24 protein-coding genes are annotated in these 24,193 nt (G+C 63.0%); 10 read left to right on the top strand and 14 right to left on the bottom strand.

What is annotated here, in order from left to right; translation table 11 throughout:
* Positions 1–188: 188 nt before the first annotated feature.
* Together ACVWYP_RS31435 and soxC are read right to left on the bottom strand one after the other, a co-directional pair.
* Positions 189–722, bottom strand: a complete 534-nt coding sequence (locus ACVWYP_RS31435) for a c-type cytochrome (protein WP_453945954.1) — start codon at positions 720–722, stop codon at positions 189–191.
* Complete coding sequence (gene soxC / locus ACVWYP_RS31430; protein ID WP_304496008.1) at positions 709–1,998, bottom strand: sulfite dehydrogenase; 1,290 nt, start codon at positions 1,996–1,998, stop codon at positions 709–711. Before soxC ends, ACVWYP_RS31435 begins: the two co-directional genes overlap by 14 nt.
* Positions 1,999–2,409: 411 nt before the next feature.
* On the opposite strand from soxC, the gene ACVWYP_RS31425 reads away from it, so the two are divergent.
* Positions 2,410–2,640, top strand: a complete 231-nt coding sequence (locus ACVWYP_RS31425; protein WP_080583257.1) for an MGMT family protein — start codon at positions 2,410–2,412, stop codon at positions 2,638–2,640.
* Positions 2,641–2,746: 106 nt separating this feature from the next.
* On the opposite strand, the gene ACVWYP_RS31420 is transcribed toward ACVWYP_RS31425, so the two are convergent.
* On the bottom strand, positions 2,747–4,003 hold the full coding sequence (locus ACVWYP_RS31420) for a NupC/NupG family nucleoside CNT transporter (protein WP_304496007.1): 1,257 nt from the start codon (positions 4,001–4,003) through the stop codon (positions 2,747–2,749).
* A gap of 116 nt (positions 4,004–4,119) precedes the next feature.
* On the opposite strand from ACVWYP_RS31420, the gene ACVWYP_RS31415 reads away from it, so the two are divergent.
* Positions 4,120–5,343, top strand: coding sequence for an MFS transporter (locus tag ACVWYP_RS31415; protein ID WP_304496006.1), 1,224 nt, complete (start codon positions 4,120–4,122; stop codon positions 5,341–5,343).
* A gap of 301 nt (positions 5,344–5,644) precedes the next feature.
* On the opposite strand, the gene ACVWYP_RS31410 is transcribed toward ACVWYP_RS31415, so the two are convergent.
* A complete protein-coding gene (locus ACVWYP_RS31410) occupies positions 5,645–6,403 on the bottom strand; it encodes a hypothetical protein (protein ID WP_456684254.1) in 759 nt (252 codons plus the stop codon).
* The gene (locus tag ACVWYP_RS31405) at positions 6,403–7,020 is read right to left on the bottom strand and encodes a hypothetical protein (RefSeq protein WP_304496004.1); all 618 of its coding nucleotides are present in this window, start codon (positions 7,018–7,020) and stop codon (positions 6,403–6,405) included. Before ACVWYP_RS31405 ends, ACVWYP_RS31410 begins: the two co-directional genes overlap by 1 nt.
* Before the next feature lie 663 nt (positions 7,021–7,683).
* Between ACVWYP_RS31405 and ACVWYP_RS31400 the strand changes: the two genes are divergently transcribed.
* Positions 7,684–8,478: a S1 family peptidase gene (locus ACVWYP_RS31400; protein WP_304496003.1), complete on the top strand. Its 795-nt coding sequence runs from the start codon at positions 7,684–7,686 to the stop codon at positions 8,476–8,478.
* Positions 8,479–8,831: 353 nt separating this feature from the next.
* Here ACVWYP_RS31400 and ACVWYP_RS31395 read toward each other — a convergent pair whose 3' ends face one another.
* Both ACVWYP_RS31395 and ACVWYP_RS31390 read right to left on the bottom strand, forming a co-directional pair.
* Entirely contained in the window at positions 8,832–9,593 is a 762-nt protein-coding gene (locus tag ACVWYP_RS31395) for an SDR family oxidoreductase (RefSeq protein WP_304496002.1), read from the bottom strand.
* On the bottom strand, positions 9,586–10,362 hold the full coding sequence (locus ACVWYP_RS31390; protein WP_304496001.1) for a peptidase: 777 nt from the start codon (positions 10,360–10,362) through the stop codon (positions 9,586–9,588). Before ACVWYP_RS31390 ends, ACVWYP_RS31395 begins: the two co-directional genes overlap by 8 nt.
* 293 nt (positions 10,363–10,655) lie before the next feature.
* On the opposite strand from ACVWYP_RS31390, the gene ACVWYP_RS31385 reads away from it, so the two are divergent.
* Positions 10,656–12,251, top strand: a complete 1,596-nt coding sequence (locus ACVWYP_RS31385) for an ABC transporter substrate-binding protein (protein WP_304496000.1) — start codon at positions 10,656–10,658, stop codon at positions 12,249–12,251.
* A gap of 185 nt (positions 12,252–12,436) precedes the next feature.
* Here the strand turns inward: ACVWYP_RS31385 and ACVWYP_RS31380 are convergent, their stop codons facing one another.
* Positions 12,437–12,730, bottom strand: coding sequence for a GYD domain-containing protein (locus tag ACVWYP_RS31380; protein WP_026192964.1), 294 nt, complete (start codon positions 12,728–12,730; stop codon positions 12,437–12,439).
* A 354-nt stretch (positions 12,731–13,084) separates the two neighbouring features.
* Positions 13,085–13,303: a hypothetical protein gene (locus ACVWYP_RS31375; protein ID WP_028342900.1), complete on the bottom strand. Its 219-nt coding sequence runs from the start codon at positions 13,301–13,303 to the stop codon at positions 13,085–13,087.
* A gap of 170 nt (positions 13,304–13,473) precedes the next feature.
* On the opposite strand from ACVWYP_RS31375, the gene pdhA reads away from it, so the two are divergent.
* Genes pdhA through ACVWYP_RS31360 form a run of 3 tightly spaced genes read left to right on the top strand, consistent with a single transcriptional unit; the run spans position 13,474 to position 16,662 of the window.
* Positions 13,474–14,571 carry a pyruvate dehydrogenase (acetyl-transferring) E1 component subunit alpha gene (gene pdhA, locus ACVWYP_RS31370; RefSeq protein WP_456684314.1) on the top strand — a complete coding sequence of 366 codons (1,098 nt, stop codon included), beginning with the start codon at positions 13,474–13,476 and terminating at the stop codon, positions 14,569–14,571.
* Positions 14,564–15,544 (top strand): alpha-ketoacid dehydrogenase subunit beta, encoded by a 981-nt coding sequence (locus tag ACVWYP_RS31365; protein WP_304495998.1) that lies wholly within the window; start codon positions 14,564–14,566, stop codon positions 15,542–15,544. Before pdhA ends, ACVWYP_RS31365 begins: the two co-directional genes overlap by 8 nt.
* 20 nt (positions 15,545–15,564) lie before the next feature.
* Positions 15,565–16,662 carry a dihydrolipoamide acetyltransferase family protein gene (locus tag ACVWYP_RS31360; RefSeq protein ID WP_304495997.1) on the top strand — a complete coding sequence of 366 codons (1,098 nt, stop codon included), beginning with the start codon at positions 15,565–15,567 and terminating at the stop codon, positions 16,660–16,662.
* Between the two features lie 30 nt (positions 16,663–16,692).
* Here ACVWYP_RS31360 and ACVWYP_RS31355 read toward each other — a convergent pair whose 3' ends face one another.
* The 4 genes from ACVWYP_RS31355 to ACVWYP_RS31340 all read right to left on the bottom strand — a co-directional run bounded on the left by ACVWYP_RS31355 (position 16,693) and on the right by ACVWYP_RS31340 (position 20,844).
* Positions 16,693–17,118: a carboxymuconolactone decarboxylase family protein gene (locus ACVWYP_RS31355; RefSeq protein ID WP_304495996.1), complete on the bottom strand. Its 426-nt coding sequence runs from the start codon at positions 17,116–17,118 to the stop codon at positions 16,693–16,695.
* A gap of 187 nt (positions 17,119–17,305) precedes the next feature.
* The gene (locus ACVWYP_RS31350) at positions 17,306–18,148 is read right to left on the bottom strand and encodes a transglutaminase family protein (RefSeq protein ID WP_304495995.1); all 843 of its coding nucleotides are present in this window, start codon (positions 18,146–18,148) and stop codon (positions 17,306–17,308) included.
* A gap of 159 nt (positions 18,149–18,307) precedes the next feature.
* The gene (locus ACVWYP_RS31345; RefSeq protein WP_018272359.1) at positions 18,308–19,252 is read right to left on the bottom strand and encodes an alpha-E domain-containing protein; all 945 of its coding nucleotides are present in this window, start codon (positions 19,250–19,252) and stop codon (positions 18,308–18,310) included.
* Between the two features lie 173 nt (positions 19,253–19,425).
* Positions 19,426–20,844: a circularly permuted type 2 ATP-grasp protein gene (locus ACVWYP_RS31340; protein ID WP_028336088.1), complete on the bottom strand. Its 1,419-nt coding sequence runs from the start codon at positions 20,842–20,844 to the stop codon at positions 19,426–19,428.
* A gap of 225 nt (positions 20,845–21,069) precedes the next feature.
* Between ACVWYP_RS31340 and ACVWYP_RS31335 the strand changes: the two genes are divergently transcribed.
* From ACVWYP_RS31335 to ACVWYP_RS31325, 3 genes are all read left to right on the top strand, one after another.
* The gene (locus tag ACVWYP_RS31335) at positions 21,070–21,822 is read left to right on the top strand and encodes a competence/damage-inducible protein A (RefSeq protein WP_304495994.1); all 753 of its coding nucleotides are present in this window, start codon (positions 21,070–21,072) and stop codon (positions 21,820–21,822) included.
* A 6-nt stretch (positions 21,823–21,828) separates the two neighbouring features.
* Positions 21,829–22,356: a xanthine phosphoribosyltransferase gene (gene gpt / locus ACVWYP_RS31330; RefSeq protein WP_304495993.1), complete on the top strand. Its 528-nt coding sequence runs from the start codon at positions 21,829–21,831 to the stop codon at positions 22,354–22,356.
* A 132-nt stretch (positions 22,357–22,488) separates the two neighbouring features.
* Positions 22,489–23,112 (top strand): hypothetical protein, encoded by a 624-nt coding sequence (locus ACVWYP_RS31325; protein ID WP_304495992.1) that lies wholly within the window; start codon positions 22,489–22,491, stop codon positions 23,110–23,112.
* A 16-nt stretch (positions 23,113–23,128) separates the two neighbouring features.
* Here the strand turns inward: ACVWYP_RS31325 and ACVWYP_RS31320 are convergent, their stop codons facing one another.
* Positions 23,129–24,151, bottom strand: a complete 1,023-nt coding sequence (locus ACVWYP_RS31320) for a methionine synthase (RefSeq protein ID WP_304495991.1) — start codon at positions 24,149–24,151, stop codon at positions 23,129–23,131.
* Positions 24,152–24,193: the final 42 nt, after the last annotated feature.

Genomic DNA, 24,193 nt, shown 5'->3' with positions numbered 1-24,193 from the left:
CATCCTGCTTCGAAAGACTCCTTCTTGGCTGATGGATGCCCGGGTCAAGCCCGGGCATGACGATTTTCCAGGCCGTGTACCCATAAAACCGTCGGCGTGACTCTACGTCCGCTTTGTCCCGATAGCGACCAAGTTCGTGCGGCAAAGCAAGATGTCGCGATGGGCCAGACCCAGACATTCAGGCAGCTTTATTTTCCGCGCGAAAACGTCACAAATCCATTCCGGTTCGGCATTTTCACCTTTTGCAGTGTCTGCGCATCCATGGTGTCGTTGTCTGCAATGATGCCGTTGAGGTTCAGGATATAAGCGACGACCGCATAAACTTCGTCATTGGTCAACGACTTCGATTCGTTATATGGCATCGCTCGCCGCACATAGTCGAAGACTGTCGTGGCATAGGGCCAGAAGCTTCCCACGGTTTTGACCGGAGGCTTGTCACCGCGAAGCGTTCCTTGTCCGCCCACGAGCTGATCGTTGGGCTTCCCGGCTCCTTTCTCGCCATGGCAGGCGGTGCATTTTGCCGCGTACACGGCTTCACCTTGCTTTGGGGTCCCGCTGCCAGGCGGCAAGCCGACGCCGTCTGGACCAATGCTGATGTCCCAAGAGGCAATTTCCTCCGGTGTTGCCGCCCGTCCGAAGTTTGGGCTTTCAGCCGCGAATGCGACGGCCGAAGCCATGGCAAGACCTGAGGCGGCGATGAGGAGAGGGTTACGCATAGACATGCTTTACCTCGCCTTTGTTGGAAACGGCCCAGGCCGTGATGGCGTTGGAGTGATAGATGGTTCGGTTGCCGCGCGCGGCGATCATCTTCTCTCGCGTCGGCTGGACGTAACCGGTCTCGTCGGTCGCGCGGCTTTGCAGGACCGCGGGTCCGCCGTTCCACCGCCACGGAATGCGGAAGCGTGTCAACGCCTTCGACAGCACGGGCGACTGCAACGCCGCCTTTGCCCAGCTTTTGCCGCCGTCGGCCGAGACCTCAACCTTGGTGACCTTGCCATAGCCCGACCAGGCAAGACCCGAGATTTCATAGAGGCCGGGCTCTTTCATAGTCAGCCCCGGTGAAGGCCGTGTGATCACAGACTTCCCTTCCTGAGGGAGCACAAACTGAAGGGATTTCCCGTCGGGCAAGGTGATCGTGTACTTCGATGTCTCATCCTTGGTCATCGTCGGCGCTTCGGTCAGCTTGATGCGCCGGAGCCATTTCACATTCATGTTGCCTTCGTATCCCGGCAGCAGGAGTCGCATCGGATAGCCGTTGGATGGCCTCACGCGCTCACCGTTCTGGTAGAGAGCAATCAATGCGTCATCCATCGCTTTCGCCAACGGTATGCTGCGGCTCATGCCGGCAGCATCTGCACCTTCGGCTAAAATCCATTTGGCCTTCGGATCGACGCCTGCTTCCTGCAACAGGATCGCGAGCCTTACGCCCGTCCACTCGGCGCAGGAGACAAGGCCGTGAATCGCCTGGACTCCAACCGCGGCGGCCTCCTTCTGGTACAGCAATTGGCCGTTACCACCACATTCGAGAAATGAGACGCGCGACTCGCGCGGATAGCGTTCTAGGCTTTCCAGCGTGAAGGTCAGCGGGCGCTTGACTAGGCCGTGGATTAACAGCCGGTGGGTATCCGGGTTAATGTCGGGAATGCCGCTATGAGAACGTTCAAAATGCACGCTATTGGGCGTGATCATGCCGTCGAGCAAATGGAGCGGTGTGCGGGCGGCACCTGTGCCGGTCGTGCCTGGCGCGGTGTTCCAAGTTCTGGCGACCTTTTCTTCGTATTTCGCTGGCTGGCCGTAGCCGACGAATCCGGATCCCGGCACCTTCATCCAGGGCTCAACCGGTAACGCGTCGGCGGCAGCTGGATTAGGCAGAGCGGAACTGGCAACGGCGGCCGCAGCCGCCGTACCCGCTGTCAAAAACATACGGCGATGAAGGAGGCCGTTCCCCGCCACGATGTCCAGATCGGACCCGTGAACGGTCGATCGATCAGCAGCCATCAAGTCCTCCTTTTTGACTTTGCCCCAGTTATCAACCCCGCTGTGCGAGCATTGTTCTTCAGCTACAGGTCGAAGCTCGCTTCCTTGGACATTGGGGTCGCCGCAAATTCCGCATCGCAGCGAAATGACGCGGCGGGCACACCGCGCTATGTCCGAGTTGGGTCATTCACCTCGAATCGCATCGGGCGGAGCCGCCGGTCGATGTCCGCAATGCTCCGTTTGCGTCCACGCCGGCACTGCGCGGCAAACGGCGCTAGGGGCCAATAGCTGCCCACAATGTTAAGACGGCGGCGCGCACTTCGAAACGAACACCGGCACGTCCAGTCGAATCTTCGGTGCCAACGCGACGCGCTCGTTCCAACCGCAGGTAAAAAGGCGAAAACCCTCTGAGAAATCTGCTACACTCGGCCTATGAAAACCTTTTCAGATAAGGTCCGCGACATCGTGCGCAAGATCCCAAAGGGGAAGGCCATGACGTACAAAGCTGTCGCTGCTAAAGCCGGCAATCCGAGGGCTGCACGCGCGGTTGGTGCCATAATGCGCACGAATTACGACCCATCGATCCCCTGTCATCGCGTTATTGCAAGCGACGGCTCAATGCGCGGCTACGTGCGTCCGCGCCGTCGGCCGGCCCAACAATGATCCGCTTGACAGGGAGCTTCACCGCGTCAGCACCGCCCCGGATTGCGCGGAGCCTGTCATCGGGCGCGCGTTCGCGCGACCCGTTGGCTCCTCCGGGCTACTGCGGCTACGGCTGCGTCATCATCCCCACGATCGCGCCCATCAGGCAGGTCGTCAGCGTGCCCGAGACGATCGACTTCAGCCCGAGCGCGTTGATCTCGTCGCGCCGCTCGGGCGCCATGATGCCGAGGCCGCCGATCATGATGCCGAGGCTCGCGAAATTGGCGAAGCCGCACATCGCGTAGAGCATGATCAGCCGCGAGCGCGGATCGAGCGCGTCGGGGCCGAGCTTCGACAGGTCGACATAGGCGATCAACTCGTTCAGCACGGTCTTGGTGCCCATCAGGCTTCCCGCCGTGATCGCCTGCGGCCAGGGCAGGCCCATCAGCCAGCACACCGGGGCCATCACGTAGCCGAGCAGGCGCTGCAGCGAGATCTTCGCGCCGCCGATCTCCGGCAGCAGGCCGATGATCGCGTTCGCCAGATACACCAGCGCGACCAGCACCAGCAGCATCGCGATGATGTTCATCAATAGCTCGAGCCCGGCTGCCGTGCCCTTCACGATGGCGTCCATCGTCGACGACACCTGGATATCGGGATTGTCGAGCGATCCGCCGGTGCGCTTGTCCGACGTTTCCGGCACCATGATCAGGCTCACCAAAATTGCGGCCGGCGCGCCGAGCACCGAGGCGATGACGAAATGCGCGGCCGCATCCGGGATCAGCGGCGCCAGCAGCGTCGCGTACAGCACCAGCACCGTGCCGGCGATCCCGGCCATGCCGCCAGTCATCACCAGAAACAATTCGCTGCGGGTGAGCTGCGCCAGATAGGGGCGGATGAAGAGCGGCGCTTCGACCATGCCCAGGAAGATATTGGCCGCGGTCGAGAGCCCGACCGCGCCGCCGACGCCGAGCGTGCGCTCGAGCAGCCAGGCCATGCCGCGCACAACGGGCGGCAGCACGCGCCAATAGAACAACAGCGTCGTCAGCACGCTCATGACCAGCACGATCGGCAGCGCCTGGAAGGCGAGGATAAAATCCGAGCCGGGCGCCTTGGGATCGAATGGTGCCGGGCCGCCGCCGACATAGCCGAACACGAAGGCGGTGCCGGCGCGCGTCGCGGCCGCGATCGTGCCGACGGCGTCATTGATCGCGCCGAAGGCCTGCGTTACCAGCGGCACCTTGATCAGCAGCAGCGCAGTCACGACGGTGACCGCGAGCCCGATCGCCGCCTGGCGCAGCGACACCTTCAGGCGATTCTCGCTCAACGCCCAGGCGATCAAGAGCAACGCCACCACGCCGAACGCCGATTGCAACTGCAGCATCACGCCCCCAAGAACCCTCGCGGGATTATGGGCAGGGGCCTCGCGCAGCGCAATGCTGTTGCGCGTTCATCTCGTATCCATTGACAAGTTGCAGGCGCTCGGCCACGCAATCATCCATGTCCTCCGCCACGCCGGCCGGCGCTCGCGATCTGCTCGGCCACAGACCGTTCCTGTTCTTCTTGTCGTCGCGCAGCCTGTCGCGCTTCTCCAGCCAGATCGGCGCGGTGGCGATCGGCTGGCAGATCTATGATCTGACCGGCAGCGCATTCGACCTCGGCATGGTCGGACTGGTGCAGTTTCTGCCGACGGCGCTGCTGGTATTCGTCGCCGGCCACGCCGCCGACCGCTTCGAGCGCAAGCGCGTGGTGCAGGCCTGCCAGATCGCGGAGGCGCTGACCGCATTGTTTCTCGCGGGAAGCACCTTTGCCGGCACCATCTCGGAGATCCAGATCTTCGTCGCGACCTTCGTGCTCGGGATCGCCGGCGCGTTCGAGAGCCCGGCGACCGCCGCGCTGTTGCCGTTGATCGCACCGCAAGGCTCGCTGCAGCGGGCGACCGCGATATCGAGCGGCGCGGCGCAGGTCGCGACCATCACCGGACCCGCGCTCGGCGGCTTCGCCTATGCGATGATGCCGAGCGCGCCCTATGCCGTGATGATGGTGTTCTGGCTGCTCGGCGCCCTGCTGACCGGCGGCATCGGCCGGCTGCAGCAGGCGCCGGCGAAGAACGGGGCGGTGTCGGACGATCTGTTTGCCGGCGTCACCTTCGTTCGCAGCAATCCGGCGATCCTCGGCACCATCTCGCTCGATCTGTTCGCGGTACTGTTCGGCGGCGTCACCGCGCTGCTGCCGATCTATGCGCGCGACATCCTGCAAGCCGGCCCGCTCGGCCTCGGCATCCTGCGCGCCGCGCCCGCGGTCGGCGCGCTCTTGATGACGATGGTGCTGGCGCGGCACACCATCAACCGCCGCGTCGGCATGCGGATGTTCCAGGCGGTGATCGTGTTCGGCGTGGCGACGGTGGTGTTCGCGCTGTCGCACTGGATGTGGCTGTCGGCGCTGGCGCTCGCGGTGCTCGGCGCCGCCGACACGATCAGCGTCGTGATCCGCTTTTCGCTGGTGCAGCTTGCCACCCCCGACGAGATGCGCGGCCGCGTCGGCGCGGTGAACTTCCTGTTCATCAACGCCTCCAACCAGCTCGGCCAGTTCGAGAGCGGTGTCGCCGCCGCGCTGCTCGGCACCGTGCCGTCGGCCGTGCTCGGCGGCGTCGCCACCGTTGCGGTCGCGCTGCTCTGGATGAAGCTGTTCCCGACGCTGCGCGACGTCGAGAAGCTGGAGTAGGGAGTTCTCTCCACCGTGTGCTTCCCTACTTGTCACCTGGCTAAACCAGGAGCGATAGAAGTATGCCGGCGGCACCAGGCCAGTCTCGGTGGCGGACATCGAGGCGTTGGAAAAATCCAGGCAGGATGCCCGCGATGATTACGAGGCGCGTATCAAAGCTGCCCAGAATAGTGAGCGTCGTGGGTGGGAATGGCGTCATGACCCAGAGCGATGTCGACGATCTCATCGACCAACTGCGCTTGCGGTAACTACTTGCCGAGTATGGCGAAGCTGATGCTCACATCCGAAACTCGAAGAAGAGCTACGTCAGCGCTAGCACCACGTTGTTGACGAGCTCAGAAATCATGTCGTCGGCTTGATGTTGGCCGATGACCACGTTCGAGGGATGGGCGGCGATATTCCGCCGGTCCAACTCTTTCTTTAGGATGCGGAAGACAACGGAATTGAATGTGTCGGCTACGTTCGCGATTTCGACCGTCTCGCGCTCGCTCAATTCTTCGGTGAAGTCCTCGTACTTGACGATGACGATGTTGGTCTTCTTAGGATACTTCCGCGTGATGGCAGCATTGAAGTCGGCCAGGCGCTGTGTGTCTGCCAGGATGTAATCGAGCAAATGCGCATAGGCGAGATTCCACGTCATAACGATGCACGCGCGGTACGCCTCGAACCGGTAGCACTTCAGAGCTTCTTGCAGAAATGTTCGTGCCTCGACCGTAGGCACCTTTGCCGGCAGGTCGGTGAGTATCTTGCTTACGGCCACGACGCTGTGGTGAACGCCGTACTTCGCGTCAAGCTGACCCCGCACTGGTCGCGTCAACTTAAAGCTTTGCTTCTCGCGAACCAAGTCTGGCGTGTTGTAACTGGCCATTCGCAATAGAGACTGGCCTATGTTCTCTGTGGTGGCGAGATGAAGCGTCCTGTAACACGCACGAATGTGGTCGGAGTGAAAGTGTTCCTTCCCCTCGTGCGTGTGAAGGTACCAACCGATTAGCTTGATCTTGTCCCTTGGTGGCAGCTTGTCGAAGTCTGCCACCTGGTCAACGAGTTCGTGTAACTGCATTAGCTACTGCTACCGCTTTTTAGTTCTGCAACACGCTGCAGGCCGACATGATGGAGAGTATACATCCCCTTTTCGGGTTGGCTGAAGAGCTGTTGAGCCTTCAGGTCGCGAAGAGGCTGTGCAAAATCCTTTACGGTCAGCGGCCATTTCAGCCATCGATACGCCGAGTAGATGTGGGCAGCCGTCACCTTGGAGACGTTTCCGTGCTCATGAAACCACGCGGCCACGACTAGGTAGCGGCTCTGGTGGCTCTCGGTCTTGTAGTCTGCGACGAAGGTAGCGAGAGGCACTTCGTAGTCGTTGAAATCGATAGGCAGCACCTCCGGCGTCGGCGCGGCCTTGCGCGGTCCGTTGGCGCGCTGTTTCCTCGGCGCGATGATCTCGACCTCGCCATCCTCGGCGCCATCGAAATCCATTTCCTCTTGCTCGGGCTCTTCGCTCCCATTCAAATGCGGAGGGGCCGCGGGCAAGCGTCGCACGGCTGGCGGCGGGACGGGGCCGCGCAGGGCATTGGTGATGGCTTGAGTGACCGACTGGATTTGGTCATCGGCAATCTCGGCATCGAACATGATGAACTTGATCCGGGAAGTCCCGGTAGGCTTCGTCGGCTTTGCCATTACTCGGTTTCCAAAATAAAGGGGCGAATCACACGTTACGGTAGGCCCCGCTGTATCTACCCGGTTGCGGTTCCATACAAGGGAAAGTTGCGGGTTTGTTCTGGTTATCCCACTTATCCATTGTTCTTGTTTTCGTCTAATTCGGCCATCCAAGCCATTGAAGCTACTGATATGCCCACACCCATCTCCGTTCGGAGATCGGGCGCATTCGCGTGCCGATCGGCCGCCAGTACAAGGAATCCTGACCCTCCAGCGGGTAGGCGTCCCGACCAGTTCGGCTGAAGCCCTGCTGCGACGGATGCAAGACCGGACCGAACGAGATGTGCCTAGCGCGGGACCGGATGAAGGCTGCGCTGCCGAAGCCGAAGGGCAAGGTGCTGGGAGGGATTGGCAACGCCTGAGAAGCAAATCCTCAAGGCGGTCTGCGCCTATCATGATCTACAGGAGCGCCTCGGTCGCTGCTGGTATTGGCGCCAGAACAACAGCGGGGTTTGGCATCCAACCCGCAAGATCTTCCTCAGAGGGAGGTCTGGTAAAGGTTGGCGGCGATCATATTATTGCTCGCTGTATCGCGGAGATTGAGCGGCTTTTTTCAACGGTGATTTGATGCGTCGATATCCGTGGGTACTACCAGCCCTATTTCTTTTGTTCGGAGTCGTGCCGATGACTGCTCAAGAGTTTGTGCCGTCCAATGTTCTCAAACGGGTAAAGAGAATATCGGTTGGTCAGTCCTCCGGCACAGCGTTTACGATCGATGTTGACGGTAGGCAGTATATTGTGACGGCAAAGCACGTCATAGCCTCCCTAACCGGCGCTAAGGGAAAAATCACCCTCTACGAGGGCAAAGACATCCATGAAGAAATCGAGGTAGACATCCTTAGGTGCGATGGCCCTATAGATATCGCTGTCTTGGTCCCACCTAAGCAAGTGACTGTGAATTTTCCACTTCCCGCTGACGGAGTGAAAGGGGCCTACGTTAGTCAACCGATGTTTTTTGTTGGCTTCCCGTATGGGGATTTCTCGCTTTCGTCGAACGACGGGCAGTCTGCTATTGGTTTTGTACGGAAAGCGATTTTTTCTGCCCAGGAACGGCAAGAGAGGGTCACGATACTTTATCTAGATGGCACCAATAACCCCGGGTTTTCCGGCGGACCCGTAGTGTTCAAGGATGCTAACCTTAGTCCGCAAGCTGATATGAAGGTTGCGGGCGTGATCTCTGGCTTTCGAAATGACCTTACCGAGGTTATGAAGTGGGAAAAAATTGAACCTAAAGCAATTACTCAAGATGATTTGAACAGGCAGTTGATAAGGCAGCTTCCTGATGGAAGCCTCGGCAAGTTGGTCGGCGGTACTGGTACCTACGTCAGCGGCAATACCGGCATTGTCGTGGCTTACCCCATCGACTACGCAGTCGAGTTAATTAAGAAGAGCGGTATCAAAGGCCCAGAGTCAAAGTGACTATCGGGCTTTTCGTCGGATCTCTGCGATCCAGCACCGAAGTGCCTGGTATGCGACAGGCCTCTGCCGTTTGCTGGAAGAGGTCGGCGCGAAGCGTCGGTGAGGGGAACTCTTCGTGAATTATTCTGTCCCCGACTTTGCTGAAGCAGCCTCTCCCCGCGCAAGAGCGGGGCGAAGGATACTTGCGTGATTTCGGAATAATGGAAAAATACTGCTGAGTTGCCCGACGTGTCAAGTCGCCGTGTCGAACGGCGGCAGCCGCGGGCTACTTTGCATGGGGTTGTTTTCGATATTTTGGCAGTGCGCCCCTGGGACGGCATGGCCGGGACAAGCCCGGCCAAGCCGACGAGAGATCAGCCCCGCCCGACGAACGGCATCTTGGTCGCCATGACAGTCATGAACAGCACGTTGGCGTCGAGCGGCAGGCCGGCCATGTAGGCGACGGCGTCGCCGACCGCTTTGGCATCCATGCGCGGCTCGTGCTTGGTGGTGCCGTCCGGCTGCAGCACGCCGGGGCCGTTGACCATGCGGTCGGTCATCGGGGTCGCGGCATTGCCGATATCGACCTGGCCGACCGCGATGTCATACATGCGGCCGTCGAGGTTGGAGGCTTTTGTCAGGCCGGTGATGGCGTGCTTGGTCGAGGTGTAGGCGGCCGAGAACGGCCGCGGCGCATGCGCCGAGATCGAGCCGTTGTTGATGATGCGGCCGCCGCGCGGCTTCTGGTCCTTCATGATGCGGAAGGCGTGCTGGGTGCACAGGAACGGCGCGGTGAGGTTGGTGTTGACCACCGCCTGCCACTGCTCGAGCGGCAGGTCTTCGAAATTCACCGGCGGCGCGCCCATGCCGGCGTTGTTGAACAGCACGTCGAGCCGGCCATAGGTCGCCTTCACCCTGTCGAACAGCGCGGCGATCGCGGCCGGATTGGCCATGTCGGCGGACACGCACAGGCTCTTGCCGGCGGGACCGAGCTTGGCGGTCTCTTCCAGCATTTCGATGCGGCGCCCGGCGAGCACCACGGTGTAGCCCTTGTCCATCAAAGCGAGCGATGCCGCGCGTCCGACGCCGGTGCCGGCGCCGGTCACGAGTGCGATCTTGCTGGTTGCCTCAGTCATCCGAGTTTCCTCTTACTTGGTTTTTGGTTTCGTTCTTGTAGGGTGGGCGTGGAATGTTCTGGTGCGCCGCGCGGAGGGCCGCCGACCAGCGCGAACGCAGGTCGTGGAAATAGGGCTCGCCGGCCTCGATGCGGTGGTTGAGGTCGGCCTCGCAGGCGTCGGTGCGCACCACCAGCACGTCGATCGGCAGGCCGACGCCGAGATTGGAGCGCATCGTCGAATCCATCGAGATCAGCCCGGTCTTCAGCGCCTCATAGAGCTCGACGTCGTAATGCATGGCGCGGTCGAGCACCGGCTTGCCGTATTTGTGCTCGCCGATCTGCAGGTATGGCGTGTCGGTGGTGCATTCGATGAAGTTGCCGGCGGTGTAGACCATGAACAGGCGCATCCGTGAGCCCTTGATCTGGCCGCCGAACAGGAACGAGACGTCGAAGGAGATGTCCTCGGCGCGCAGCGCATCGCCCTCGGTGGCGTGCACCGAGCGGATGGCGCGGCCGATCCGCTGCGCCGCCTGGAACATGGTCGGGGCGTTCATCAGCGTCTCGAGCTCGCCGGTGTCCGGATTTTCCATGCCCTCGGTCAGGGTCGACAGCACCGACTGGCTGATCGCCAGATTGCCGGCGCTGGCAATCGCCATGATGCGCTCGCCGGGCTTTTCGAAGATGTGCAGCTTGCGGAAGGTCGAGACATTGTCGAGGCCGGCATTGGTGCGGGTATCGGCGATCATGACGAGCCCGTCGCGCACCAGAATTCCGCAGCAATAGGTCATTTCAAGTCCTCAGACGGTCCGAGTTTCTCGGCCGGAAACTAGTAGCCAATTTCGAGGATGCATCCAACCCCAATTCCCCGTGACGGGAGATGCAGTGGCCCGTCAAAGAGGGGCGGGACGACCGAGCGATGGCCGGGCGCCTGTTCCAGCCGTCCAGGTTGCGGGGCGCATCCCGGTCTCGCTCTGCGTTGCGCGCAGCCGGCAATGATCTTGGCCCTGCGTCGTTGCGAGGGGCGGGGTGTTGTGCTCGACTGCCTGCAACCGACGACAACAAGAAATTTCGGGAGGCGGGAATGTCGTTCAAACTGGCCGCGTGCATCGTGGCATTGGGTTTCGCGGCGCTCGCCGCGAGCCCTGCATCGGCGCAGAAGAAGGGCAGCACGCTGCGGCTCTATCACAACGACAATCCGCCCTCGACCTCGCTGCTCGAGGAATCCACCATCGCCTCGGTGATGCCGTTCGCGGCGGTCTTCAACAACCTCGTGGTGTTCGATCCGGCGAAGGTGCATGAAAGCATCGACACCGTGGTCCCCGATCTCGCCGAGAGCTGGTCGTGGGACCAGACCAACACAAAGCTTACCTTCAGGCTGCGGCACGGCGTGAAGTGGCATGACGGCCAGCCGTTCACGGCCAAGGACGTGCAGTGCACCTGGCGGATGCTGATCGGCAAGAGCGAGACCCAGGACTTCAAGCGCAACCCGCGCAAGGTCTGGTACTCGAAGCTCAAGGACGTCAGCATCAATGGCGAGGATGAGGCGACCTTCGAGCTGACCGAGCCGCAGCCCGGCCTGCTGGCGCTGCTCGCCAGCGCCTTCTCGGTGGTCTATCCCTGCCACGTGCCGCAGCAGGTGATGCGCACCAAACCGGTCGGCACCGGGCCGTTCAAGTTCGTCGAGTTCCGGCGCGGCGACTCCATCCGTCTGATCCGCAACCCCGATTACTTCAAGAAGGACCGGCCGTATCTCGACGAGATCACGGTGCGCTCGATCGACAGCCGCGCCACGCGCATGCTGGCATTCGCGACCGGCGACTATGACATCACCTTTCCGTCCGACGTCAGCATTCCCTTGATGAAAGACGTCAAGGCGCGGGCGCCGAGCGCGATCTGCGAGATGACGTCGACCAATCTGCAGATCAATCTTCTGGTCAACCGCGTCAATCCGCCGTTCGACAATCCGGATATCCGCAAGGCGATGTCGCTGGCGCTGGATCGCAAGGCCTTCAACAGCATCCTGTTCGAAGGCACCGGACGGCTCGGCGGCGCGATGCAGGCGAAGCCCGAAGGCGAGTGGGGCATGCCGCCGGAGATCCTGTCGACGCTGATGGGATACGGCCCCGATACCGAGAAGAACCTCGCCGAGGCGCAGGCGATCATGCAGAAGCTCGGCTACAGCGATGCCAAGCCGCTGTCGATCAAGATCCAGACCCGCAATCTGCCGACCTATCGCGATCCGGCGGTGATCCTCGCCGACCAGCTCAAGAAGATCTACATCACAGCCGAGCTCGACATTCTGGATACGCCGCGCTGGTACTCGCGGTTGCAGCGCAAGGACTACACCATCGGCCTCAATGTCACCGGTGTCAGCGTCGACGATCCCGACGGCAATCTGGTGGAGAACTATTCCTGCAACTCCGAGCGCAACTACACCCAGTATTGCAACGCCGAGGTCGACAAGCTGCTGGCGGCGCAGTCGCGCGAGGTCGACAAGGACAAGCGCCGCAAGATCGTGTTCGACATCGAGCGCCTCTTGGTCGACGACGCCGCGCGGCCGGTCATCCTGCACTCATCGGCCGGCAATTGCTGGCAGCCCTACGTGAAGAATTTCCATCCGCACGACAACAGCCAGTACAACAATCTGCGCTTCGAGGATGTCTGGCTGGATAAATAACGCGTGGTGGCCCGCTGGCGACGACGTGCGCCGTCGCCCTCGTGCGCTTCGTACTTTACTCGTTCACACGACGAGGAGCAGTCTCGGTTCCTGCGCACACATGCTCGCGCCGATCGCCGGGTGTCAAGGTCGACGGCGCCCGTCAGTCAGACCGGGCAGAGATCCATAGGGACATCCCGAAGCCGCTACGGAAGCTCGGATATCAGCTTGGTCCACTCGGCCTCGGGCCAGGCCCGTGATGTGCAGGTCCGTATGTTTCCCAGAGAACTGAGGGCAAGCGCGAGTTTTGTGATGTTGTCGCCGAGAGGCGCCTCGGCGAGAAGAAGGATGTCGTGCTCGCCGGAGGTGAGATAGACCTCCTTGATTTCGACACCGAGCGTCTTGGCGAGTTCTTTCGCCGCTCGGCTGCGTTTGGGAGCTTCCTTGACATTACGAATTCCCTGGTCGGTCCAGTCGATCCTCAAGATGAATGTCGCCATGTCGTCCTCCAAGGGTTAAGCACTGCCCTTGTCTGCCGCGCGCGCGGCAGGCCAACGTGCTTCATGTTGAAGTTGAGGGAGCGCCACATAAGGCAGGCGCTGCTTTCAGACTGCGATGCCTGCCGACGGCCTGACCGCTGCCCGTTCGTTCAAACGGCGACGTCGGCCCGTCCCGTCTCAAAGGGCAACTCGACATAGATTACGCCACGTCGCTTGTTCGAGAAAGAGGGCTCCCCGCGTTGTGATCGGGAGCGCGGCGGCCTCGCGCAAGCGAGGGCGCCGCGTCAAGATCACACCCTCTGCGCAAGGATGCGGCCGCAGACCTTCGCGCGCCGGACAGCTATCCGGTGCAAGTCAGGTGTGGGTGTAGTCACCGGGTTTCAACCCGAGCGCCTTGACAGCTGCTTCGGGAAGCGGCCCCCACGCTTCGATCGTTTCATTCGGGGCCATCATGTCCGCAATGATTGCCGTGGCCTTTGCCGCGTCTCCTTCAGCCACGAAGAAGACCGAGCGAACAGGCGGGCCGCCGTCCAACGGCGCAGTTGTTACGAGGACAACCTGACCATTTGCCATGCCCTCTTATACCGCAGTTGCGGCGCTGTGCCACGGATCCTGTCGATCGATCCTCACGACCCGGCCGCTGACGCGTGCGCCCAGAGCGAAGCTGCCGCGGTATTGCATCGTCGTGGCTCGAACACCAAATAGCTAAATGTGGGAGGCAGAACCGCTCCAGGAATGAGCGCGTGGCCAGCAAAAGAGCAAACGAAGAGCTCCCCGTCATTGCGCGCTTTGAGGTGCGCCGCCGCAATTACCTCGCGCCCGACGGCTCGATAGAGCGGCCGCTTCCTGCCTTCGCCACTGATGCCAAGCTGCTGGTCGAACTTTACCGGTCGATGGTGCTCTTGCGTCTGTTCGACCGAAAGGCTGTTGCATTGCAGCGCACTGGTCGACTGGGAACCTATGCCGTTTCGCTCGGTCAGGAGGCGGTGTCGGTAGGCATCGCGAGTGCGATGCGGGAAGATGACGTTCTGCTGCCCTCCTATCGCGACAATGGTGCGTTGCTTTGGCGTGGCGTCAAGCTGGAGGAGATCCTGCTGTTCTGGGGCGGCGACGAGCGAGGCAATGACTTCTCCGGTCCGCGCCACGATTTCCCGTTCTGCGTTCCCGTCGGATCACAGGCGCCGCACGCCGCCGGCGTTGCCTATGCCCTGAAGCTGCGCAAGGAGCCGCGCGTGGCCGTCTGCTTGTTCGGCGACGGCGCCACCTCGAAAGGCGATGTCTACGAGGCCATGAATTTTGCCGGCGTTCACAAATTGCCGCTCGTGTTCGTCGCCACCAACAATCAATGGGCCATATCGGTGCCGCTGCGGCTGCAGACGGGGTCCGAGACGCTGGCGCAGAAGGCCATCGGGGCCGGGTTCAGCGGCGAGCAGGTGGACGGGAGTGACGTGGTGGCGATGCGTGCCGCCGCCGAGGAGGCCATTGCCGCTGCCCGCGACGGCAAGGGCCCTCACTTCATCGAAGCGGTCACCTATCGGCTCGGCGATCACACGACGTCAGATGATGCATTGCGCTATCGTTCGGCCGAAGAAGTCCAGGCGCATTGGAAGGAAGAGCCGATCGCGCGCCTCAGGTCCTATCTTGTGGGTCAGAAGATGTGGACCAAGGCGGACGAGGAGCAGCTTGCCGCCGAGTGCCATGAGCGCATCGAAGCGGCGGTGGAGCGCTATCTGAAGACGCCGCCGCGCCGAGCCGAAACCATGTTCGACAACCTCTATGCCGAACTGCCCGAGGCGTATGCCGAGCAGCGCCGCGAACTCGCGGGAGAGGACGATGCCTGAAGTCACGTTGGTCGAAGCCATCAATCTGGCTCTCGGCCGCGCCATGGCGGATGATCCTGATGTGGTCGTGCTCGGCGAGGATGTCGGCGTCAATGGCGGCGTCTTCCGCGCGACCGTCGGCTTGCAGGAGCGCTTCGGTCCGGAGCGCGTTCTTGATACGCCGCTTGCCGAACTCCTGATCAGCGGGCTCTGCGTCGGCATGGCCGCGCAGGGATTGAAGCCGGTCGGCGAAATCCAGTTCATGGGATTTATTTATCCCTGTCTCGATCAGCTGGTGAACCACGCATCACGGCTGCGCAACCGTACCCAGGGACGACTGACCTGTCCGATGGTCCTGCGCACGCCGCATGGTGCCGGCATTCGTGCGCCCGAGCATCATTCCGAAAGCACCGAGGCGATGCTGGCCCACATTCCGGGCTTGCGTGTCGTAATGCCTTCGTCGCCGGAGCGCGCCTATGGACTTCTCCTCGCCGCGATCCGCGATCCAGATCCGGTGGTGTTCCTGGAGCCGACGCGCTTGTACCGCGCCGTGAAAGGCGAGGTGGACGACAACGGCGAAGCCTTGCCGATGGATCGCGCCTTTGTCGAGAGGGAAGGTCGCGACGTCACGCTGATCAGCTGGGGTGCGATGCTGAAGGAAACGATGGCCGCAGTGGACGCGCTCGCCGACGAGGGCATCGCTGCCGAGGTTATCGACCTCGCCACGCTCAAGCCCTACGATGAAAACACCGTGCTGAGGTCGGTCGCAAAGACCGGGCGCTGCGTCATCGTGCACGAGGCCGCGCACACCGGCGGATTTGGCGCGGAGATCGCAGCCATGATCGCCGAGCGCGGACTATCCTCGCTGCTCGCACCCGTGACCCGCGTCACCGGTTACGACACGATCATTCCGATGGCCCGCCTCGAGCAACGCTACATGCCGTCGGTCGGACGCATCGTGACCGCAGCGCGAAAGGCGTGCCAGTACAACTGAACACCAACGGACCTTGTGCCATGCGCCAGTTCACGTTGCCGGACCTTGGTGAAGGTCTTGAAGAAGCTGAGATCGTCACCTGGTACGTCAACGAGGGCGATCACGTCGTGACCGATCAGCCGCTCGTTTCGGTCGAGACCGACAAGGCGGTGGTCGAGATACCGGCGCCGTCGAGCGGACGCATCGCGCGCCTGTTCGGTGCCAAGGGCGATATCGTGAAGGTCGGCGCGCCGCTCGTCGAGTTTGCCGAGGACGCCGGGCAGGACACCGGCACGATTGTGGGCGAACTCGACACCGGCGAGCAACGGCCGGCGCCAGCAACTGCCTCGCCGCCCAGCGGGCAGGGAGCCCAAGTGTTTCCGGCAGTGCGCGCCCTTGCGCGCAAGCTTGACGTCGCGCTCGATCTCGTCGAGGCGACCGGGCCCGGCGGCACCATCACGCGGGCCGATGTCGAGAGGGCGGCGAAGCGGATGTCTCACAGCGGACCCGCCGAGCCGCTGCGCGGCTTGCGCCGCGCGATGGCTCAACGCATGACGGCAGCGCATGCGGAAATCGTCCCTGCGACGGTCACCGATGAAGCCGACATCGACGGCTGGCGGCAGGGCGAGGACGTGACAATCCGCCTGGCGCGGGCGATCGCCGCCGCCTGCAAGGCAGAGCCCGCGCTCAATGCCTGGTATCATTCCGGTACGGGAGAACGGCGCCTGATCGAGCGCATCGATCTTGGCATCGCCGTCGACACCGGCGGCGGCCTGATCGTTCCCGTGCTGCGCAATGTCGCGGAGCGGAGCGTATCGGACCTGCGGGCCGGACTCGACCGTCTGCGAGCCGACGCAATCGCGCGCGCGATACCCCCGGAGGAACTGCGCGGTGCGACGATCACGTTGTCGAACTTCGGCATGATCGGAGGCCGGTTTGCTAATCTCATCATCGTGCCGCCGCAGACGGCGATCGTCGGTGCCGGGCGGATTTCGGAGCGCGTGGTCGCGTTTCGGGGGCAGGTTGCGGTCCGGCGCACGCTGCCGCTATCGCTGACCTTCGATCATCGGGTGGTGACGGGCGGCGAAGCTGCCCGTTTCCTGGTTGTCCTCAAATCCGACGTTGAGCGCATTTCGTGACATCACTCATTCGCGAGACAGGCAGGAGCGTCACGGCTCCCGGCTTCGTTCCGCAGGTGCGTCGACGAGGAAGGCCTCGTCGACCGGCACGCCGAGCGCCGTGACCAGCCGGTTGGTCTCGGCGGCCATGCCGACGATCGCGAGCATTTCCTGATATTCGGCGTCGGTCATGCCCTTGGCGCGGGCGCTCGCGGTGTGCGAGTGAATGCAATAGCTGCAGCCGTGGGCCACCGAGACGGCGACGTAGAGCATCTCCTTGACCTTCGGGTCGAGCGCGCCAGGTGCCATCACCTCCTTGATGCTCTCCCAGGTCCGCCGCAGGGTCTTCGGATCATGCGCCAGCGCGCGCCAGAAATTGTTGACGAAGTCCGAGTTCCGTGTCTTGCGGATGTCATCGAAGACGGCGCGTGCCTCCGCCGGGAGCTCGTCGTCGGAAAGCAGTTTTACGGTGGCCATGGCTTGTCCCGCTGGTGTGGTTTGAAGCAGCGATCATAGCACCCCTGCCGTCATTGCGAGCAGCGAAGCGACGAAGCAATCCATGGCCCCGCAGGCGGTCAGATGGATTGCTTGGCGGAGCCTGTCATCGGGCGCGCGTTCGCGCGACCCGTTGGCTCGCAATGACGGACGCGGAGAGGGATCAGCCCTACGACTGCGTCTGGCTCTGCCACTGTCCGGGCCGTCCGGCCTGGTCGACCTTGACCGCGACCGTCAGCGTCTCGTTGCCGCCGCCATAGCGGGTGCCGCGGACCGGGGCGGCGCCGAGATAGTCGAGGCCGATCGCGACGCGGGCATGGGCGTCGGTGGTGCAGATGCCGTTGGCGGCGTCGAAGCCGACCCAGCCGAGATCGGGCACGAAGGCCTCGGCCCAGGCGTGGCCGGCCTGCTGGTTGACCATGCCGTCGGAGCGCAGGAAGTGGCCGGAGACGAACCGCGCCGGAACGCCGCCGGCGCGCGCGCAGGCGATCAGGATGTGAGCGTAGTCCTGGCAGACGCCGCGCTTCAGCGCGAACGCCTCGGCGGCCGAGGTGGCGCTGTTGGTCGGGTCCTCGTCGAAGGTCATGTGCTCGTAGATCTGCGCCATCAGCGCGTGCAGGAAGCCGAGCACGTCGCCGCCGGCCTCGGCGCGCAGCTCGCGCACGATGGCCGTCATCGCCGGGTTGAGGTCGGTCAGCGGTGTGGCGCGCAGGAATAGGCTCGCCGGAAACCGCTCGTCGGTGCCCTTCAGGACGCCGCCGGTGTCGTGGGTCTCGACCAGGCCTTCGCAATGGATCGTGAGGTCACTGATCGAACCATGCGTCAGCACATGGGTGACGTTGCCGAAGGCGTCCTCATGGGTGTCGAGCCGGGAATCGGTCGAGACGTCGATCTGCCAATCCGCGACATACTGGCCGTCATGGCTGCCGGGCGTCATCCGCAGAATCTGGATCACGCCCGAGGCCGCCGGCTCGTAGCGATACGTGGTGGTATGGGCTATCCGCAGGCGCATGGCTCAACCGGAGTTCAGTCGGTTTTTCGGGGCATGACGTCTTTCGTCCTAATCGGCCGCGAAAGCAAGACGTCGATGGCTGGGACACCCATGCGAAGACGCGCTTCGCGCTTTTGGCCCCGCCATGACGACAATTTGAGCGTTTTTCGGTCGTATCGGTTAGATCAGGTACTGCTTGGTGATGATCTCACCCAGCCGCGAATTGTCCGCGATGAATTCCTGGATGAATTCGTGCACACCGTGCTGGAAGATATCGTCCATGTTGCTGTGCTCGAGCCGGTTCCTGATGCCGCGGGCATGGCGTTGCGAGGCGCCCTGGCGGCCATAGGCGACGCCGATCTGGTCGAGGTTGCGCACGAGGTTGCTGTAGCAGCTGGCAAGCGAGCGCGGCAGCGTATCGTTGAGGATCAGGAGGTCGGCGATCAGCCAGGGTTTCAGGGTTTCCCGGTAGACCCAGTGATAGGCGGTCGTTGCCGACACCGAGCGCAGGATCGAGGTCCACTGGTAGTAATCCAGCGGGCCGCCGACATGCTCCTCCTCGGGCAACAGCATGTGATACTTCACGTCGAGAATCCGCGCGGTGTTGTCGGCGCGCTCAAGATGGACCCCGAGCCGCGAGAACCAGTAGGCGTCGTTGCGCAGCATGGTGCGGTAGGCCGAGCCGTCGAAGCGCAGCGAGGTCTCCTGCACGAAGCGCAGGAATTTGGCCAGCTCCTCGCGGTTGGCGGGACCCTTGTTCCAGACTGCCTGCAGCTCGATCCAGGCCGAATTGATGGTGTCCCACATCTCGGACGTCAGCGCGGTGCGCACCGAGCGTGAATTGAGCCGCGCCGCCTCGATGCAGTTCTTGATCGAGGACGGATTTTCCGACGAGAAGGAGAGATATTCGATGACGTTCCGCTCGTTGGCTTCCTCATAGTGATCGTAGAAGCTCGCGCCGACGCCGGCGGTGAGCAGTGCGGAATCCCACTCATTGGTCTTGCCGACATAGGCCGCGGGCAGCGCGGTGACGCGCAACGTCGCATCGATCGTGCGCGCCAGATATTCGGCGCGTTCGACGTAACGGGCCAGCCAGAACAGGTTTTCGGCGGTGCGCGACAGCATGCGATAGTCCCTACAAGACGAAACGTGTTTCACCTCCCCCTGAAAGGGGGAGGTCGACGCGCAGCGGCGGGTGGGGGGGTCTTCTCTCCATTCGGCGTATGCGGCCGACCCCCCACCCCGACCCTCCCCCTTGCAGGGGGAGGGAGAACTCGCGCAGCGCGTTTGGCTTCAAATCACTCACTCAGTATCCAGGTGTCCTTGGTGCCGCCGCCCTGGCTCGAATTGACGACGAGCGAGCCTTCCTTCAGCGCGACGCGGGTTAGCCCGCCGGGCACGATGGTGGTGTGGCTAGAGCCGGTCAGGACGAACGGGCGGAGGTCGACATGGCGCGGCGCCAGCCCCTTGTCGGTGCAGGTCGGGCAGGTCGACAGCGCCAGCGTCGGCTGGGCGATGAAGCCCTCGGGCTCGCGCTTGAGCTTGTCGCGGAATGCCTCGATCGTCGCCTTGGTGGCGGCGGGGCCGATCAGCATGCCGTAGCCGCCCGAGCCGTGCACCTCCTTGACGACGAGGTCGGCGAGGTTGTCGAGCACGTAGGACAGATCCTGCGCCTCGCGGCAGCGCCAAGTCTGCACGTTCTTCAGGATCGGCTCCTCGCTGAGGTAGAACTTCACGATGTCAGGCATGTAGGAATAGATCGCCTTGTCGTCGGCGATGCCGGTGCCGACCGCATTGGCGAGCGTGATGTTGCCGGCGGCGTAGGCCGACATCAGTCCGGGGACGCCGAGCGCGGAATCCGGCCGGAAGGTGAGGGGATCGAGAAAATCGTCGTCGACGCGGCGATAGATCACGTCGACCCGCTTCAGCCCTTCGGTGGTGCGCATGAACACCTCGTCGTTCTTGACGATGAGGTCGCGCCCCTCGACCAGCTCGATGCCGAGCTTGTCGGCGAGGAAGGAGTGCTCGTAATAGGCCGAGTTGTAGACGCCGGGCGTCATCAGCGCGACCGTCGGCTCGGCGGAGGCGCTGTGCGGCGCGACCGACCGCAGCGCCGACAGCAGCTCGTCCGGATAACGCTCCACGGGCGCGACGCGGTGCCGCGCGAACAGGTCCGGAAACAGCCGCATCATGATCTCGCGGTTTTCCAGCATATAGGACACGCCGGATGGCGTGCGCGCATTGTCCTCCAGCACGATGAAATTGTCGGGATCGGTGCGGATGATGTCGATGCCGGCGATGTGGACGTAGATGTCGTGCGGCACGTCCTGGCCGTTCATCTCCGGACGGAACACCGGGTTCTGGAAGATCAGGTCTTCGGGGATGACGTTGGCGCGCAGGATGTCGCGCCCGTGATAGATGTCCTTCAAGAACATGTTGAGCGCGAGCACGCGCTGCTTGAGGCCCTTCTCCAGCAGCGTCCACTCGGTCGCCGACATGATGCGGGGGATGACGTCGAAGGGGATCAGCCGCTCCTGGGCCTCGGCATCGCCATAGACCGCGAAGGTGATGCCGATCCGGCGGAACAGCAGCTCCGCTTCCTGGCGTCGATATTCGAGCGCATCCGGCGGCGTCTCTTTGAGCCAGCGGGAGAGCTCCTGGTAGGCCGGGCGGAGATCCTCGCCGAGGCCATTCATCTCATCGAACGCGACTGCCATATAGCCCGACTGCCCTCCCAAGCCATGTGACACAGTGCATGACTTGATGGGATGGTAGCAAGGGGCGGGCCAGCGCGATATGCATTGGCTTGCGGCATTTGCTATGGGTGAGGTGGAAGGCCTGCCCGAAAAACCGGCTGAGGTCTGCTTAATTCGGCGGCAAAACCCCGTGACATCAAGGCATTGGATCGGCAATGTCAGGGGATCAAGTTAGGGAATGAGACCATGAGCGAGATCGTCACGGCGGGGATATTGGTGATCGGCGACGAGATCCTGTCCGGCCGGACCAAGGACAAGAACATCGGCTTCATCGCCGAATACCTGACCAACATCGGCATCGACCTGAAGGAAGTCCGCGTCGTCGCCGATGACGAGGCCGACATCGTCGCCGCCCTTGATGCGCTGCGGCATAGGTACACTTACGTGTTCACCACCGGCGGCATCGGGCCGACCCATGACGACATCACCGCCGACAGCGTGGCGAAGGCGTTCGGGGTCGATATCCATCATCACCCCGAGGTGGTGGCGCGGTTCAGGGAGCGCTGGAGCGAGCAGGACCTCAACGAGGCGCGGCTCAGAATGGCCCGGGTGCCTGACGGCGCCGAGCTGATCCAGAGCGCGACCATCCTGGCGCCGGGCTTCAAGCTCGGCAATGTCATCGTGATGGCCGGCATCCCCAGCATCATGCAGGCGATGATGGATATCGTGGCGCCGACCCTGAAGTCCGGCGTGCGGATGCTGTCGGACTCGGTTCGCGCCGACGCAAGGGAAGGCGACATCGGCGGTCCGCTGCGGGCGATCGCGGAGGCCAATCCCGACACCATCATCGGCAGCTATCCGTTCCAGGACGAGAACCAGAAGCCGAACACCAATCTGGTGGTCCGCTCGCGCGATCCGGAAAAGCTCGCCGCGGCGATGATCGCGGTGAAGGAGATGCTGAAGCAAGTGCAGGCCGCGCAGAAGAAGCCGGCGGGTTGAGACGATATGGTTGAAAGAAATTCCGAACCGAGTGCACAGGATCGGGCCGGCAGGCCGTTTCCGGTCTCGTGGGATCAATTCCACCGGGACTGCCGGGCGCTGACCTGGCGGCTCAATGAGGTCGGCCCGTTCCACGCGGTGATCGCGATCACCCGCGGCGGGCTGGTGCCGGCGGCGATCGTGGCGCGCGAGCTCGGCTTGCGGGTGATCGATACCGTCTGCGTCGCCAGCTATGACCATGACAAGCAGGGCGATCTGAAAGTGCTCAAGGGCATTTCAGAGCAGACCGCCAAGCTCGGCGGCGGCACCGGCAAGGGGCTGTTGATCGTCGACGACCTCGTCGATACCGGCAAGACCGGCAGGCTGGTGCGCGAGCTTCTGCCGGACGCGCATTTCGCGACCGTCTATGCCAAGCCGAAGGGACGCCCGCTGGTCGACACCTACATCACCGAGGTGTCGCAGGACACCTGGATCTACTTTCCCTGGGACACCGCGCTGTCGTTCCAGCCGCCGCTCCGCGACGGGGCGGCGTGACGTCGTCGTCATTCCGGGGCGCGTCGAAGACGCGAACCTCAGGTGCGCTGTTGCGCACCGGGGAATCTCGAGATTCCGGGTTCGATGCTTCGCATCGCCCCGGAATGACAGCGACGAACGGTCGGATTTGCCATGCCCCTGCAAAACCGCGTCACGCCCACCGGCGACGTCGTCGCCTCAGAACATCGCGGCACCTTCACCGGCAATCGCGGCATCATCCACGATCCCGCGACGCGCACGCTTCTGAACAAGCGCTGGTCGAGCCCGGCGTGGCTCACCTGCGTCTGCGAGTTCAGGGGACGGCGGCGCGAGGTGATGAGCCGTCAGAGCTGGACCGAGCTGTTCTTCCTCGATGAGGCCACCGCGTTTGCGGCCGGACACCGGCCCTGCTTCTACTGCCGCCGCGACGATGCCAAGCGGTTTCGCGGCTGCTGGGAGCAGGGCAACGGCGTGAGCGATCTCAGCGCCAAGGCGATGGATGCGGTGCTGCACGCCGAGCGGCTCGACCGCGGCAAGAAGCGGCTGCATCCGCTGCCGATGCGATTGCGCGACTTGCCCGACGGGACGATGCTGCAGGCGAGCGAGGACAGCTACCTCGTCGCCGACGGCGCCACGTTGCGCTGGTCGTTCGCCGGTTATAGCCGGGCCGACGTACCGGAGCCGGCCATGCTGCTGACGCCGCCATCGACGGTGCGCGCCTTCCAGGCCGGTTACCGGCCCGTGTTGCATCCGAGCGCGATGGCCGTTCTGGGTTGATCTCCCGGCGTGGTCGTTACGCCAGCCGCTGCCGAGCCAGCTTGGCACCGGCGCCCAGCGCGATCAGCTTGGCTTCGGCGATGTCCCGCCGCATCGGCGCCATGCCGCAATTGGTGGTCGCGATGATGTTGCCCTTCGGCACGTGCTTTGCGACCGCCTCGATCACCTTGACGACGTCCTCAGCGGTCTCGATCTCGTCGCTGGCGACGTCGATCACGCCGGCCTGCACGATCTTGCCGGGAAGCGCCGCCAGCAATTCGATCGGCACCTTCGAGTTGCGGCATTCGATCGCGACCTGCTGGATCGTGCTCTTGTCGATGACGGGGAAGGTCTCCTCGTATTGCCGCCACTCGCCGCCAAGCGTCTGCTTCCAGTCGGTGTTGGCCTTGATGCCGTAACCGTAGCAGATGTGCACGGCGGTGGCGCAGGTCAGGCCTTCGGCGGCGCGCTCCAGCGCCTTGATGCCCCAGTCGCGCACTTGGTCCATGTAGACGTTGAACGCAGGCTCGTCGAACTGGATCATGTCGACGCCGTCGGCCTCGAGCGCCTTCGCCTCCTGATTCAAAAGCTCGGCGAAAGCGAAGGCCATCTTCACGCGGTCGCCGTAATACTTGTCGGCGATGGTATCGATGATCGTCATCGGGCCGGGCATGGTGAATTTCAGCCGGTTCCTGGTGTGCGCGCGGGCCGCACGGGCCTCGCCCTCGTGGACGCGTCCCTTGAGCTGCAGCGGTGCGACCACCTGCGGCACCATCGCCTTATAGCGGTCCTTGCGGATGCCCATCTCGACCTTGTGGGCGAAATCGATGCCCTCGATCCGCTCCAGGAAGCCGTGCACGAAATGCTGGCGCGCCTGCTCGCCCTCGGTGACGATGTCGACGCCGGCATCCTCCTGCAGCTTGACCGCGAGCACGGTGGCATCGCGCTTGGCGCGGGCGAGCTCGGCGCCCTCCGACTTCCAGGGTGCCCACAGCATGTTCGGCTCCGCCAGCCATTCCGGCTTCGGCAGCGAGCCTGCGATCGTGGTTGGAAACAGCATGGGTGCCTCCTGTTGGGTTCTGATTGAGCGCCTGTGTGCCAT

Source organism: Bradyrhizobium sp. USDA 3262 (genome assembly GCF_054060035.1).
The sequence above is the reverse complement of the archived record's forward strand: the minus strand, read 5'-3'. Positions and strand labels throughout refer to the sequence as shown.

Excerpts from the sequence above, each read along its gene's own strand:
- ACVWYP_RS31350 (WP_304495995.1), bottom strand. The coding sequence starts at position 18,148 with ATGCGCCTGCGGATAGCCCATACCACCACGTATCGCTACGAGCCGGCG.
- ACVWYP_RS31420 (WP_304496007.1), bottom strand. The coding sequence starts at position 4,003 with ATGCTGCAGTTGCAATCGGCGTTCGGCGTGGTGGCGTTGCTCTTGATC.
- gpt (WP_304495993.1), top strand. The coding sequence starts at position 21,829 with ATGGTTGAAAGAAATTCCGAACCGAGTGCACAGGATCGGGCCGGCAGG.
- soxC (WP_304496008.1), bottom strand. The coding sequence starts at position 1,998 with ATGGCTGCTGATCGATCGACCGTTCACGGGTCCGATCTGGACATCGTG.
- ACVWYP_RS31375 (WP_028342900.1), bottom strand. The coding sequence starts at position 13,303 with ATGGCAAATGGTCAGGTTGTCCTCGTAACAACTGCGCCGTTGGACGGC.
- ACVWYP_RS31390 (WP_304496001.1), bottom strand. The coding sequence starts at position 10,362 with ATGACCTATTGCTGCGGAATTCTGGTGCGCGACGGGCTCGTCATGATC.
- ACVWYP_RS31320 (WP_304495991.1), bottom strand. The coding sequence starts at position 24,151 with ATGCTGTTTCCAACCACGATCGCAGGCTCGCTGCCGAAGCCGGAATGG.
- ACVWYP_RS31340 (WP_028336088.1), bottom strand. The coding sequence starts at position 20,844 with ATGGCAGTCGCGTTCGATGAGATGAATGGCCTCGGCGAGGATCTCCGC.
- ACVWYP_RS31360 (WP_304495997.1), top strand. The coding sequence starts at position 15,565 with ATGCGCCAGTTCACGTTGCCGGACCTTGGTGAAGGTCTTGAAGAAGCT.
- ACVWYP_RS31335 (WP_304495994.1), top strand. The coding sequence starts at position 21,070 with ATGAGCGAGATCGTCACGGCGGGGATATTGGTGATCGGCGACGAGATC.
- ACVWYP_RS31345 (WP_018272359.1), bottom strand. The coding sequence starts at position 19,252 with ATGCTGTCGCGCACCGCCGAAAACCTGTTCTGGCTGGCCCGTTACGTC.
- ACVWYP_RS31385 (WP_304496000.1), top strand. The coding sequence starts at position 10,656 with ATGTCGTTCAAACTGGCCGCGTGCATCGTGGCATTGGGTTTCGCGGCG.
- ACVWYP_RS31435 (WP_453945954.1), bottom strand. The coding sequence starts at position 722 with ATGTCTATGCGTAACCCTCTCCTCATCGCCGCCTCAGGTCTTGCCATG.
- ACVWYP_RS31325 (WP_304495992.1), top strand. The coding sequence starts at position 22,489 with ATGCCCCTGCAAAACCGCGTCACGCCCACCGGCGACGTCGTCGCCTCA.
- ACVWYP_RS31425 (WP_080583257.1), top strand. The coding sequence starts at position 2,410 with ATGAAAACCTTTTCAGATAAGGTCCGCGACATCGTGCGCAAGATCCCA.
- ACVWYP_RS31415 (WP_304496006.1), top strand. The coding sequence starts at position 4,120 with ATGTCCTCCGCCACGCCGGCCGGCGCTCGCGATCTGCTCGGCCACAGA.
- ACVWYP_RS31395 (WP_304496002.1), bottom strand. The coding sequence starts at position 9,593 with ATGACTGAGGCAACCAGCAAGATCGCACTCGTGACCGGCGCCGGCACC.
- ACVWYP_RS31405 (WP_304496004.1), bottom strand. The coding sequence starts at position 7,020 with ATGGCAAAGCCGACGAAGCCTACCGGGACTTCCCGGATCAAGTTCATC.
- ACVWYP_RS31400 (WP_304496003.1), top strand. The coding sequence starts at position 7,684 with ATGACTGCTCAAGAGTTTGTGCCGTCCAATGTTCTCAAACGGGTAAAG.
- ACVWYP_RS31365 (WP_304495998.1), top strand. The coding sequence starts at position 14,564 with ATGCCTGAAGTCACGTTGGTCGAAGCCATCAATCTGGCTCTCGGCCGC.
- ACVWYP_RS31355 (WP_304495996.1), bottom strand. The coding sequence starts at position 17,118 with ATGGCCACCGTAAAACTGCTTTCCGACGACGAGCTCCCGGCGGAGGCA.
- ACVWYP_RS31380 (WP_026192964.1), bottom strand. The coding sequence starts at position 12,730 with ATGGCGACATTCATCTTGAGGATCGACTGGACCGACCAGGGAATTCGT.
- ACVWYP_RS31410 (WP_456684254.1), bottom strand. The coding sequence starts at position 6,403 with ATGCAGTTACACGAACTCGTTGACCAGGTGGCAGACTTCGACAAGCTG.